Origin of the sequence: Enterococcus sp. AZ067 (genome assembly GCF_051715005.1) — a bacterium.
Classification (GTDB): domain Bacteria; phylum Bacillota; class Bacilli; order Lactobacillales; family Enterococcaceae; genus Enterococcus_D; species Enterococcus_D casseliflavus.
The window spans coordinates 2,909,716-2,922,491 of record NZ_JBIOSY010000001.1 but is presented as its reverse complement, the minus strand read 5'-3'; the positions used below and the strand labels follow the sequence as shown (position 1 = coordinate 2,922,491).

At 46.2% G+C, this 12,776-nt stretch carries 11 protein-coding genes; 8 read left to right on the top strand and 3 right to left on the bottom strand.

The window, feature by feature from the left end:
• Window positions 1-131: 131 nt before the first annotated feature.
• Together IGI82_RS13890 and IGI82_RS13885 are read left to right on the top strand one after the other, a co-directional pair.
• On the top strand, window positions 132-770 hold the full coding sequence (locus IGI82_RS13890) for a GyrI-like domain-containing protein (protein ID WP_159160803.1): 639 nt from the start codon (window positions 132-134) through the stop codon (window positions 768-770).
• On the top strand, window positions 767-1,711 hold the full coding sequence (locus IGI82_RS13885) for an ROK family protein (RefSeq protein WP_074535512.1): 945 nt from the start codon (window positions 767-769) through the stop codon (window positions 1,709-1,711). The genes IGI82_RS13890 and IGI82_RS13885 overlap by 4 nt, the downstream gene beginning before the upstream one ends.
• Window positions 1,712-1,754: 43 nt before the next feature.
• On the opposite strand, the gene IGI82_RS13880 is transcribed toward IGI82_RS13885, so the two are convergent.
• Together IGI82_RS13880 and IGI82_RS13875 are read right to left on the bottom strand one after the other, a co-directional pair.
• Window positions 1,755-2,954, bottom strand: a complete 1,200-nt coding sequence (locus IGI82_RS13880; RefSeq protein WP_438842355.1) for an AI-2E family transporter — start codon at window positions 2,952-2,954, stop codon at window positions 1,755-1,757.
• 202 nt (window positions 2,955-3,156) lie between these two features.
• Complete coding sequence (locus IGI82_RS13875; RefSeq protein ID WP_005228593.1) at window positions 3,157-3,525, bottom strand: PaaI family thioesterase; 369 nt, start codon at window positions 3,523-3,525, stop codon at window positions 3,157-3,159.
• A 188-nt stretch (window positions 3,526-3,713) separates the two neighbouring features.
• Between IGI82_RS13875 and menB the strand changes: the two genes are divergently transcribed.
• The 6 genes from menB to menC are packed head-to-tail and all read left to right on the top strand — an operon-like array spanning window position 3,714 to window position 11,054.
• Complete coding sequence (gene menB / locus IGI82_RS13870; RefSeq protein WP_005228595.1) at window positions 3,714-4,529, top strand: 1,4-dihydroxy-2-naphthoyl-CoA synthase; 816 nt, start codon at window positions 3,714-3,716, stop codon at window positions 4,527-4,529.
• Window positions 4,529-6,028, top strand: coding sequence for an o-succinylbenzoate--CoA ligase (gene menE / locus IGI82_RS13865; RefSeq protein WP_438842354.1), 1,500 nt, complete (start codon window positions 4,529-4,531; stop codon window positions 6,026-6,028). Before menB ends, menE begins: the two co-directional genes overlap by 1 nt.
• Entirely contained in the window at window positions 6,006-7,370 is a 1,365-nt protein-coding gene (locus IGI82_RS13860) for an isochorismate synthase (RefSeq protein ID WP_438842353.1), read from the top strand. The genes menE and IGI82_RS13860 overlap by 23 nt, the downstream gene beginning before the upstream one ends.
• The gene (gene menD, locus IGI82_RS13855) at window positions 7,363-9,075 is read left to right on the top strand and encodes a 2-succinyl-5-enolpyruvyl-6-hydroxy-3-cyclohexene-1-carboxylic-acid synthase (RefSeq protein ID WP_438842352.1); all 1,713 of its coding nucleotides are present in this window, start codon (window positions 7,363-7,365) and stop codon (window positions 9,073-9,075) included. The genes IGI82_RS13860 and menD overlap by 8 nt, the downstream gene beginning before the upstream one ends.
• On the top strand, window positions 9,072-9,911 hold the full coding sequence (menH, locus tag IGI82_RS13850) for a 2-succinyl-6-hydroxy-2,4-cyclohexadiene-1-carboxylate synthase (RefSeq protein ID WP_438842351.1): 840 nt from the start codon (window positions 9,072-9,074) through the stop codon (window positions 9,909-9,911). Before menD ends, menH begins: the two co-directional genes overlap by 4 nt.
• A 15-nt stretch (window positions 9,912-9,926) precedes the next feature.
• A complete protein-coding gene (gene menC, locus IGI82_RS13845; RefSeq protein ID WP_438842350.1) occupies window positions 9,927-11,054 on the top strand; it encodes an o-succinylbenzoate synthase in 1,128 nt (375 codons plus the stop codon).
• Between the two features lie 72 nt (window positions 11,055-11,126).
• On the opposite strand, the gene IGI82_RS13840 is transcribed toward menC, so the two are convergent.
• On the bottom strand, window positions 11,127-12,665 hold the full coding sequence (locus IGI82_RS13840) for an AMP-binding protein (protein ID WP_266166989.1): 1,539 nt from the start codon (window positions 12,663-12,665) through the stop codon (window positions 11,127-11,129).
• Between the last annotated feature and the right edge of the window lie 111 nt (window positions 12,666-12,776).

The following is a 12,776-nucleotide window of genomic DNA, read 5'->3' as shown; positions in this document are numbered from 1 at the left end:
AACAGCAAGTAGCTACATTATCCCTATAAGAAAAAAACAGTTGTCCCATTGCAGTTGAAGGGATAACTGTTTTTACAATGGTCCTTCTTTTTCATGGTAAAATAAAGAAAAGCAAATCGAGGAGGGTCCTTATGAAGTATGAATGGCGCAAACTAGAAAAAGAGCTCTATCTTCCCAAAAAACCAACAGTGATCGAGGTGCCAACGTATCAATTTATCAGTTTGAGCGGCAGCGGCAATCCGAATCGACCTGAATTCAGCGAAGAGATCGCCGCTTTATATACGATTTCTTATTCACTCAGGATGGGATTAAAAAAAGGGGCTTTTGGCAATGAACCCTTTGAATACACGGTCTTTCCTTTAGAAGGTGTGTGGACCTCTCTGACAAAGCCAGACGGTGCCGTCAACAAAGAAGAATTGATCTACAAAATCATGATTCGCCAACCAGAACCAGTCACGGAAACACTGTTTCAAGAACAGCTCTTGGCCGTCAAAGAGAAGAAAGACAATCCAAATCTAGAAAAGCTCATCTTTGAGCGCTATGAAGAAGGATTGTGCCTGCAAGCGATGCATACAGGCTCTTTTGACACTGAAGCGGAAACCTTTATGAAAATGAAGGAGCTGTTAAAACAAGAACAGTTAGTGATCCGTCCAACGATGGACACGTTCCAGCATCGAGAAATCTATTTGTCTGATCCGCGAAAAGTCTCACCAGATAAAGCCAAAACCGTCCTGCGATGGGCAGTAGAAGCAGAGGGTGGGATTCAGTGAATAAAAACTATTTAAGCATCGACATCGGCGGCACGAAAATCAAATCGGCTGTCATTGATCGCTCGGGGAATATTCTGACACGAGGACGGATGGATACGCCGAAAAATCTTACGGAATTTCTGACAGGGATTGAAACGATCGTTGAAGACGTTCATGGGAGCATTCGGGGCATTGCTGTTAGTACTCCAGGAAAAGTCAACCCAGAGACAGGGACGATCTCGTTTGGCGGGGCATTGCCTTTTTTAGATGGAGTCTCCTTAAAACAGCTGCTGGCAAAGTACCAAGTGCCGCTGGCTGTGACCAACGATGGCAAGGCAGCCGCATTAGCTGAATGGTGGCTAGGAAACCTTAAAGGGATTCAAAATGGGGCTGCCATAACCTTAGGTACTGGTTTGGGTGGTGGTGTAATCGTTGAAGGAAAACTGATCCAAGGTGCACATTTTCAAGCAGGGGAATTAAGTTTTCTACTAAATGCCACTAAGAGAAGCGATGCTCCAGAAAACGCTGAGCAACCAAATAATCAGGGATTGACCCTGCAGCAATTGGCAGGTTTTAGCGGTTCAGCGGTCGCCATGATTCGCCGCAGCGCCCAACTGCTAGGCTTAGCTGATCTTGCGGATGGTGAAGCAGTTTTTGACGCTATCAATCAAAAAGAGCCACAGGTCTGGGCGCTGTTTACAGCGTATTGCCGAGAAATTGCGTGTGTCATACTCAATGTTCAAGCCGTGATCGACTTAGAGCGCTTCGTGATTGGTGGTGGCATCAGTGCCCAAGCGATCGTGGTGGAAGAAATCGACCGTCAGTATCAGCAACTGCTGGCTAGTTTACCGATTTTGCAGCAGACCTTGACGAAGCCGGAAATCCAAGCCTGCAAATTTCAAAATGACGCCAATTTATTAGGGGCGCTCTATCATTTCTTTTTGGAACATGAGATGAAATAAAATAGAAAAAAACTGCCGCGAACCAACGATTCGCGGCAGTTTTTTAGGCTTTTTTCTTGGTGTCTTTGTCTTCGTCACCTAGGTAATCTTTGCTAGTGAAGGCACTGTGGAAGTATTTGCCCTCTTGACCGTAATAGCGGTTGTAGCGCTGCTTGAATTTGCGGAACACGTAAACGACAAGAACTTTTAGCAGACAATAAATCGGGATTCCGAAAATCACCCCAACGATCCCCATCAAATCACCCATCACTAATAAAACAACCAGAATCGTAATAGGATGGATTTTCAATCGGTCACCCATCACACGGGGCACGACTAAATCGCCATGAAGCAGCTGTACAGCAAACCAAGCAATCAAAAACTTAACCAACATCCCAGTGGAGTCTTGTGCGGCAATGAAAAGCCCCGGGAAAAAGACGATAAAAGGTCCGATATAGGGGATGATGCAAAGCAGACCAGCAGCGATCGCCAGAATACTGGCATACTCTAGGCCGATCAAGAGAAAAACGACCCAATAGATCGCCCCTAAAATCAAGGATGAAATGATTTGTCCTTTCAAAAAGGCACCGACTTGTAAGTCAGAGATCTTGACGATTTCATTAAAGTCTTTGCGAAAACGCGGTGGTACTAATGAGAGGACCGAAAAATAAAACTTGTTGGGGTTGCGCAATAAGAAAAAGGCAATGATCGGTCCAGTAAACAAAGCAATGAACAAGGTCGAAATGGTTGAAAATAAACTGCTGAGCCCAGCGGCACCAGTTTGCCAATAGTCTCCAATAAAAGTCATGATATTACTGGTGATATTTTGTAGTGTGTCTGTAATTTGTGCCATCTCATCTTGAAATGGGGTATTTTCTAAAAAGGCGGTCGCGTTTTTCTCAAAGTCACTGACCAAACTTGGTAAGCTATTGATCAGATCGGTGGTTTGCTGCTCCAAAATCGGATAAAGCTGGAAACCAGCAAAGACGATCAACAAAAGAATCAACAGATAGATCCCAGCAATCGAAGCACTGCGGGGAATTTTTTTCGTTTCCAATTTATCGACCACCGGATTAAACAGATAGTAAAGGATCAGCCCAAATAAAAAGGGTGGGATAATAGCTGTAAGAATGGCTGAAAAGGGTGTAAATAAAAAAGAAATCTGATTTAGCAAAAAGACAGCAACTGCCGACAAGATAATCAGTCCTAAGACATAATAGCTTGTTTTGCCGCCTAAAAAGTGGATCAATCGGTTATTTTTCATAATAAGCCTCGCTTTCTTAGCTACATTATAACGAAAGACCCCTATTCTGTAAAAAAACAACGTACCTTTCGAAAAAACCGCGCTCACATTCTCAATATCTTTATAATGAAAGAATATCTTTAATAAGGCGTTGACTGGTGACCTCTTTCTTCAAAACAGACCAAAAAACGCTCCCGTGAGCACAATGCAGGAGCGTAAAGGATTATTTGCGCACAGTCGTTAAGGTGCAGCGCCCAACGGCAGTTTTTAACCCGCTAGCTAACCAAATAGTGGCTTGCCAAGTTTGGATACGAGCGCCGATACGATCAGGACTAGCTTCTACAATCAGGGTTCCTTCTTGGGCGGCGGCTAGATGATTGACTTGCAGGTCAACGCCGGCGGCAAAGGCTTCTTCTTGAGCCAAAGCTTGATTGGCACCGATGCTGCAGGCGGTCTCGATCAAAACACCGTTAATGCCACCGTGAACGAGACCAAAAGGCTGTTTGTGCTGCGCTTTGATCGGCATCCGTAAACGAACAAAATCGGCTGTTGCAGCTTCTACTTCGATTTCTAAGGCTTCCAGTAAATTCATTTTTTGCTCCTTTTTCTAAGAAAGTTACCATGATTATAGCACGAGTTTTGGTAGAAATAGCCGAAGATCTCAGAAAGTCGGCAACAGGGGGAGAAGTCTTAAGAAATTCCCTTAACCAAAGCAATTTCTAACGAAAAGCGACTAGATATGTGTATAATAGAGCTATGTGAATTGAGGAGGAACAAGTAATGAGAGAATGGAAAACCTTAAAAGAGTACGATGAAATTTTGTTTGAACAACATGGAAAAGTGGCGAAAATCACGATTAACCGCCCAGAAGTCCACAATGCGTTTACACCAAAAACGGTGTTTGAAATGATTGATGCATTTTCGATCAGTCGCGATGAACCAGGCATCGGCGTGATTATTTTGACAGGCGCCGGCGATAAAGCCTTTTGTTCAGGCGGAGACCAAAAAGTCCGTGGTCACGGTGGCTATGTTGGGGAAGATCAGGTTCCTCGCTTAAATGTATTGGATCTGCAGCGCTTGATTCGCACGTTACCAAAACCGGTGATCGCCATGGTCAAAGGCTGGTCGATCGGTGGCGGAAATGTTTTACAATTGGTTTGTGATTTAACGATCGCCGCTGATAACGCTAAATTTGGTCAAACAGGACCAAATGTCGGTAGTTTTGATGGTGGCTATGGTTCGGGCTATCTTGCACGGACGATCGGTCATAAAAAAGCCAAGGAAGTTTGGTTCATGACAAAACAATATACCGCCGAAGAAGCATTGGCGATGAACTGGATCAATACAGTCGTTCCTCTTGATCGAGTAGAAGATGAAACGATGGAATGGGCAGAAACGATGCTGCAAAAGAGCCCGTTGGCGTTACGCATGATCAAAGCATCAATGAACGCCGATACGGACGGATTAGCTGGCATTCAGCAATTAGCTGGCGATGCGACCTTATTGTATTACACGATGGATGAAGCCAAAGAAGGTCGTGACGCGTTTAAAGAAAAACGTCAACCAGACTTCGACCAATTCCCTAAATTCCCATAATGACTGGGAGTTGGCTGCAAAGGCAAGCACAACTTCATCCAGAACGACCAGCTTTTTATTGGCATGAAAAAAGCTGGTCGTTTGCTGCCTTGCAAAAAGAGGTTTATGCTTACGCTGCTTATTATCAAGAACAATTCGTTGATCAGCCAAACCGGGTAGCTCTTTTTAGCAATAACTCCCCTGAAATGGTCTTTACGATCCTTGCGTTATGGGAGTTGGGGATCGAAGTCCAGCTGCTGAATACGCGATTGACAGCCGCTGAAATCTCCTTCCAATTGCAAGATGCCCACTGCGACTGGGTGATCGCGGCGGATCAGGCTGCGGTTTCGGGTGTTCGCAGCTTGACCTTTGGACAAGCGATCAAACAGGCGGAGGCTTTTGTTGGTTCTGTTGTTCCTTCGTTTGTTCCTAATGAAGCAATCTATCAAGCAGAGCAAGTGGCTTCAATTATGTATACATCTGGTACGACTGGCAATCCCAAGGGTGTGCCCCAAACCTTTGGGAATCATCTAGCAAGTGCCGAAGCGACTCAAAAAAACTTAGCCATCACTAGCGAGGATTGTTGGCTTTGTGCAGTTCCGCTGTATCATATCAGTGGGTTATCAATTCTCTTGCGGTCCTTGCGACTTGGGATGAGCGTTCGTTTGTATGAGCGCTTTGATGCTGGAGAAATGGCAAAAGACCTTGAAGCAGGGAAAGGGACGATCGTTTCTTTGGTGGCAAAAATGTTGACAGATTTGCTGCCCTTGGTGCCCCAACAAGGCTTTGATTCGTTGCGTTATATCCTGCTAGGCGGCGGTCCGATTGCCAAAAGTGTATTGGAAAAATGCCAGCAAAAACAGCTTTCTGTGATTCAATCCTATGGGATGACAGAAACCTGTTCACAAGTGGTGGCATTGCCGCCAGAAAAAGCTTCTGAAAAAATCGGCGCCTCTGGGGTTCCCCTGCAAGGTGTTCATTTACGAATTGCGACTGATGGGAAAATGGCAGACCACCAGACTGCTGAAAATACCCAGCCGATCGGAGAGATCCAACTGCAAGGACCTGCGATCACGACTCGTTACTTGAACGATCGCAGTCCACAGCAGTGGGACCAAGAGGGCTGGTTTGCCACAGGAGATCTAGGTTATCTTGATCAAGAGGGCTTTTTGTATGTAGTCAGTCGTGCAAGCGAACTGATCATATCTGGTGGAGAAAACATCTATCCCGCAGAAGTGGAGCAAGCCTTGTTGCAGCATCCAGCGGTCAAAGAGGCAGCTGTGGTGGGGGAACCAGACGAGGAGTGGGGACAATCTGTCGCGGCTTATTTAACGTTAAATCAACCGATCCACTTCCAAGCTTTATTGGATACGTTAGAAGGGCAGATCGCCCACTATAAATTTCCGCGCCGTTTTTATCACGTGCGAGAAATGCCGCGCACAGCAAGCGGTAAAGTTTTAAAAAGGCTATTGCTGAGTGAAGAAAGAGTGAACTACATTGAACAGCAAATCAACAAGTAATTATGAGGCAGCGATCGCTGCCGGGAAAACCTATTTGAGTGAGTATCAACCTATAGAAAAGTGTGACTTACTGGCTCTTTATGCAGCGGCACAAGAATATCGAGGGGAACGCTACTTCTGGCGTACCCCTGATGAAACGACCAGTATAGTAGGGTTGGGTTGGTTAGCCACTTTTTCGCAACCCAAACTTGCAGACTTTTCAGAAGTCCGCTCTCTCTTAAAGCAAGCCCACTATCAACCAGAGGCACCTTTTCAGGCGCAGTTAGTTGGCGGCTTTGCTTTTGATGAACAGGCAGAAGTCAGTCAGGATTGGGCTGAGCTAGGTGCTGGTCTCTTTGCGTTGCCAGAAATACTGGTCAGCAAAACTGGAGATCAGTGTGGCGTCGTTTATACAGTAGCCGCTTCTTCCGAGGAACAACGACAACAAAAAGTCGCTGCCTTACAGGAAAAAGTCGCAAGCTGGTTGCATGCCAATTCGGACAAGAGTCTTGTAGCAGAAACGCCTGCTTTTCAGGCACAAGAGGAACTAGATGTGCCCCAATGGCTGCAAGCGGTCGAAGAGACAGTGGCAGCCATTCGCTCAACTGAAACACCGTTGAAAAAAGTGGTTCTGGCAAGACGAATGAAGGTAGAAACGAAGCAGTCGATCATTAGTGCTGCGGTGTTGCAACGGTTGGCGCAACAGCAGCCGAATACCTATCTTTTTGCCATCGAACATGGGGGCCATGTTTTTGCTGGTGCGACGCCAGAACGCTTGCTAAAAGCGACTGTCGATCAGTTTGAAACGGTAAGTATCGCAGGTTCCGCACCAAGAGGCAAAACCAAAGAAGAAGACGAGGCACTGGCACAAGCCCTCTTAGCGGACGCAAAAAATACCCATGAACATCAAGTAGTTGTCGATCGCTTAGAAACGGCATTGGCCACTTTGTTAGCTGACGGCTTTCAATCAGAAGCCCGTTCCGTGATCAAAAATCGTGACATTCAGCATTTGTTTGTTCCTTTAGCAGGGCAAAGAAAGGCAGGAGTCAACTTTCTGACCGCCGTGCAAAAACTACACCCGACCCCAGCATTGGGGGGAGAACCGAAAGAAGCAGCCGTCTCATGGATTCGTACCCATGAACCAGCCAGCAGAGGGATGTACGGTGGACCGATCGGTTGGTTGGGTATTCAAGAAGATATTGGCGAGTTTGCTGTGGCGATCCGCTCAGGATTCTTTAGCGGCAATCAAGCAACGCTGTATGCGGGTTGTGGGATCGTTGCCGATTCAGATGCGGAATCCGAACGTCAAGAAACACGGTTAAAATTTCAACCGATGAGGAGAGGGATCTTAGGAGATGAATAACCAGACAGTCATGACAGACTATTTACTAGCGGCGATCCAAGGACTAAAAGCAGCGGGTGCGAAGCGAGCAGTCATTAGTCCCGGTTCACGCTCCACGCCATTGGCGCTACTATTGCATCGTGATCCTGAGATCACCTGTACGGTGGCTGTCGATGAACGTTCGGCTGCTTTTTTTGCTTTAGGGATGGCCAAAGTTGATCTCCAGCCGACGATCTTACTGTGTACCTCTGGAACTGCAGCAGCCAATTATTATCCAGCTGTTTGTGAAGCAGAAGCTACCAACTTGCCACTGATCGTCTTAACGGCTGATCGCCCACCAGAACTGCGGGGCGTTGGGGCGCCACAGGCAATGGATCAACAGAATTTGTATGCCTCTCATGTCAAAAAGATGGTAGAGATGACGGTGCCAGAAAACGATCCTGCTTTGTTGCGTTATAGTTTTTGGCAAGCTGCAACTTGCACGATCGAAGCGCAAAAACAGCCGAAAGGCCCTGTCCAAATCAACTTTCCATTACGGGAGCCGCTGTTGCCTGACTTTAGTCGCCAATGCAGTATGCAGCAAGACGTGAGCTATCTGGCACCACAACAAGAGCTGTCAGCAGAGATGATCACCCAGCTAGCCCCTTACTTTGATAAAAAAGGTATTCTGATTGCTGGAGAAAGCCTTACGATCGAAGAAGCGCAGCAGTTGCTGGCTTTTTCGGAGAAATTAGGCTGGCCGATCGTCGGCGATCCATTGACCAATCTGGCGACAGCCGGTACCAAAGTAGGAACATTTATCAGTCAAGCCGATCTTGTTTTCCCACAATTGACTTCTGCCTTCCAACCAGAAGTGGTCGTGCGTTTTGGTCGCTTACCAGTCACCAAAAATGTCCTATTATGGTTGAACAAAGCAGCCGATACGACGACGTGGCTCTTTGTTGATCCATCAGGGCAGTGGCAAGATCAGCTGCATCGGGCAAACTATTTGATCGAAGCAGCGATCAGCACTTTCGTGGCGGCCATCACCCAGTTGCCGATCGTCAAACATACGGCGTGGCAACAACAATGGCAAGCACTTCAAGCGCGGGCAGATCAGGTGATTGCTGCAAGTCCCCAGTTGCAACAATGGGATGAGAGCAGCGCTGTGCGCATGCTCCAACAATGTTTGCCTGAAGAAGCGCAAATTCTTTTGGCAAACAGCAATGCGATCCGTTTTTTTGATCGCTACGGCAGCAAAACTTCCTCCACTTATCGCGTGTATGGAAATCGGGGCGTCAATGGGATCGACGGCCTTGTCTCGACCGTGGCTGGGATTGCTTCCGCCAGTCAAAAGCCTACCTACTTGTTGATTGGTGATTTAGCGTTGTACCATGATATGAACGGCCTACAACTACTGCGCCAGTATCAATTGCCAGTAACGATCATTTTACTGAATAATAACGGTGGTGGGATCTTTTCCTTTCTGTCACAAAACACCTTAGAACCAAACGACTTTGTCCCGCTCTTTGGTACTCCGTTAGATCTTGAGTTTCAAAAAGTGGCGGCCTTATATGAGGCAGATTGGCACACACCGACCTCTTTGCTAGAGTTTCAAACGATTTTAACGGAAACAAGTCAACAGCCGCGCTTTCAAATAATCGAAGTGAAGGGTGAGCAAAAAGATCCGGTCAACACTTGGCAAGCACTCCAACAGCAGTTTAGCGAGGCAGGAGCGCAGCAATGAAGGACACGATAAATGGCGTCAGTTATTTTTACCAGTGGCTGCAGCCGTATCGACCATCCTTACCAACCCTTGTGGCATTGCATGGCTTCACGGGTTCTTCGGAAAGCTTTCGATCGGTTTTTGCAGAGGAAGGTTCTTACAATGTATTGGCAATCGATTTGATTGGACATGGACGCTCATCGATTTATGTCCATCCCATGCGTTATGAACTTCCTTTACTGGTGGAGGATCTCGCACACCTTTTAGCGAAGATAGGGATTGAACGTTATGGCCTGTATGGCTACTCGATGGGGGCGCGAATCGCACTTGTCTGGGCGGTCATGGAACCAACGGCAGTGACCCATCTTTTGCTTGAGAGTGGTTCACCCGGGTTAGCTGATCCAGCGGAACGACTCGCTCGACAGCGACACGATCGTCGCTTAGCGTTGCGCTTACTAAGGGAGCCTTTGGTCGATTTTGTCGATTACTGGCAAGAACTGCCGTTGTTTGCTAGTCAAAAGGAGCTACCTTTAGCGCAGCAGGCTGCTGTACGGCAAGGACGCTTGCAGCAAAACAAATTTGGCTTGGCAGTAAGCTTGGTTTACGGTGGTACTGGCAAACAGCCAAGCTGTTGGTCGGCACTTCCGCAGCTAGCTTGTGAAATTCTTTATTTAGCGGGGGAAAAAGATGTAAAGTTTCGTAAAATCGCCCACCAAATGAAGCAGCTGCAACCAGAGATGACCATCAAAGTCGTTGCTAATGCTGGACATTGTATCCATTTAGAACAGCCGACACAGGTTCGTCATGAAATCGATCAATGGTTTGTAAAAGGATCGGGGCCACAGTCAGCTGATTGACAAGGAGAGAACGCAATGAAGATTGAAAAAATTGAACGCATCGCCTGTCGCTTGCCCCTCAAACAACCCTTTGTGACAAGTTATGGACAATTAACAGAAAAAGCTTTTGATCTTTATTTGGTGACGACAGAGGATAAAACGATGGGCATCGGTGAATTGGTCGCTTTTGAGCAGCCAGATTACATTGAAGAAACCCTCTTTTCTGCTCGACAAGTGATTGAAACAGCACTGATCCCATTATTGATTGACCAAGAGATCGAGCATCCGCAAGAAGTTTGGCAGCTGTTTCAAACGGTCCAAGGAAACTACATGGCAAAATCGGCTTTGGAAACAGCGATTTGGGATCTATATGGCAAGCAAACGCATCAAAGTGTGAAAGAGCTTTATACCGCAACCCGACCGAGTGTCGCTGTTGGCGTTAGTCTTGGCATACAAGACTCTGTCGAAAAACTAGTGGCTCTTGTTGCCGATTATGTCGCCCAAGGGTATCAACGAATCAAATTAAAAATCAAGCCTGGGCAAGATCTGGTACCCTTGCGAGCGATTCGACAAGCCTTTCCAGAATTGCTTTTGATGGCAGATGCAAACGGAGCCTATCAGAGTGAGCCAGAACGCATTTTGGCACTTGATGACTTAGGCTTGGTGATGATCGAGCAACCACTTAAGGTACGAGATCTGGTGGGGCACAGTCAGCTACAGCGGCAGATGAAGACGCCTCTATGTTTGGATGAAGATATTCGAACGGCAGAAGACGTCGATACCGTCGCAGCCCTGGACAGCTGCCGTGCGATCAACCTGAAAATCCCCCGTGTCGGTGGGATCACCGAAGCCTTGCGAATCCTTGATCGATGTCAAACCCATGGACTACTCGTTTGGTTAGGCGGCATGTTTGAGTCTGGTGTGGGACGAGCCATGAATTTGCAATTTGCGAGTCAAGATATTTTCCATTTTCCTGGGGATCTTTCCGCTTCTGATCGTTACTTTTATGATGATGTCATTACACAGCCTGCAACTTTGCATGAAGGCAAGCTGCTGGTACCTGATGGAAAGGGCTTTGGCATCACGCTAGCAGAAACAAAGCTAAGTCAATATGGGCAACCTAAAGAATGTATCTACTCAAGAAAACGATCAGTGAAAGAATAACATCAGCAAAGAAAAAACAGTAAAAATAAAAGAAAGGACCAGCAGGGAAATCTGCTGGCCGTTTCTTTTGCGTTATTCTACATTTTTGAATTCTTTTTCAATTTGTAGTCGTTGGACTTTCATGGTTGCTGTTCGTGGGATATCTTCGTAGTCGCGTAAAATTGGCTGATTGAGGTGAGGGAGATCTTCCACCATTTTCCACCAAGCATCCCAATCCATTTGACGATTTGGTGCTAAAGCAATGATTGGTTGCGGTGAGTTTTCTTTGTCGCGAACGATCACGACTTCGGCAAGGAAGTCTAAATGATCCAGCAAAAGGTCTTCCAAGGCAAGATTGCTTTCAATATTTTTGATCAAGTCCACTTGACGGTCTTTTAAGTAAAGATGTCCCTGATCATCCATCATGCCGTAATCACCACTGTCCCACCAAGCGCCATAGACATTGTCAGCAAAACGCTGATCTTCTTTATAATAGGTCAACGCGCGTCCTTTTGAAAGGAAATGGATGTGCCCATCGGTATTGGCTGGCAGCTCGTTGCCCTCGGCATCGGCGATCCGTGCTCTCGTTAAGTCCTCCAGACCGACACCCATATCACGGGCATCGTTGGTAGCGATGCTTTCTAAGGTATGTGCTTTTAGGATCATTGGCCCGCATTCACTTTGACCATAGACTTGCAAAAAGAGTGCTTCTTTTGTTGCTGAAGTATTTAAAAAAGTCGCCATTGTTTGATTGTTGATAGCATCAAAGGTTGAGTGATAGTAACGAATATTAGCAAAAGCATCTGGTTGTTCTTTTGCCACAAAGCTCCACTGGACAAAATTGTTTGGATGAGTTTCCAAAGCGATCGGTGGGTATTCTTTTAACATGCCTACGACATGAGCACCGTTGGCATTGGCTAATGGCATCATCGGGAAGCCCATCGCCATCAAGGAGGAGATACCGATATTGAAGCGGGAGTGCACCGGTGAAATATGGAACGCAATTAAATCAGAGTCAGCTTTGGTGCGATCGATCTTGGTGAAGATCGTTTTTTGCCATTTTGTCCGCCAGCCCATGGAGTTTGCTGAATGACAAATCAATTTTGGAATACCCGTCGTTCCAGAAGTATGGGTCATATAGGAAATTTGATCCACCGGTAATTCAGTTTGTTCCACTGGTTCCTCTGGTTGTTGTAGCAAATGGCGAACAGCGATCTGTTTGTCAGTACTGCTATTTTTCACTTGTGCGACGCGGCCTTCGGTTTCTTCATCAAATAAGATGTAAGGATCTTCTAAGCGATCCACAAACACTTCGATGGTTTCAGCAGGAAAATGATAGGAGATCATAGCAGGAACGGCACCAAGGTAAGAAGCAGCCGTTGCTAACAAATACGTATCGAATTTTGAAGATTTATACAGAATGATTTTATCTCCTGCTTGCACGCCAAGTGAGGCAAGTTGATAAGCACGCTTTAAAATCATTTCATGGCTCGAACGGTAGGTACTACGATAGCCAAGCTCAGGAAATGCTGGCAACACTTCATCATGGATGATGGGGGTGTCAGGAAACGTCTCAGCAGCTTCGCGATAATTGGTGTATAGATTCAATGGACGATAGTCTAAAATGGACAAATAGAACACTCCTTTAAAAGTTCGTGAAAAACTTCATTTGATTTCTCCATTTTAGCACAGGAATTCCTCGATACAATAGATATTTTGTGTTTTTTATTTATTTCTAAAAAA

Coding starts and splice junctions, on each gene's coding strand:
- IGI82_RS13890 (WP_159160803.1), top strand. CDS start 132: ATGAAGTATGAATGGCGCAAACTAGAAAAAGAGCTCTATCTTCCCAAA.
- IGI82_RS13880 (WP_438842355.1), bottom strand. CDS start 2,954: ATGAAAAATAACCGATTGATCCACTTTTTAGGCGGCAAAACAAGCTAT.
- menB (WP_005228595.1), top strand. CDS start 3,714: ATGAGAGAATGGAAAACCTTAAAAGAGTACGATGAAATTTTGTTTGAA.
- IGI82_RS13875 (WP_005228593.1), bottom strand. CDS start 3,525: ATGAATTTACTGGAAGCCTTAGAAATCGAAGTAGAAGCTGCAACAGCC.
- menH (WP_438842351.1), top strand. CDS start 9,072: ATGAAGGACACGATAAATGGCGTCAGTTATTTTTACCAGTGGCTGCAG.
- menD (WP_438842352.1), top strand. CDS start 7,363: ATGAATAACCAGACAGTCATGACAGACTATTTACTAGCGGCGATCCAA.
- menE (WP_438842354.1), top strand. CDS start 4,529: ATGACTGGGAGTTGGCTGCAAAGGCAAGCACAACTTCATCCAGAACGA.
- menC (WP_438842350.1), top strand. CDS start 9,927: ATGAAGATTGAAAAAATTGAACGCATCGCCTGTCGCTTGCCCCTCAAA.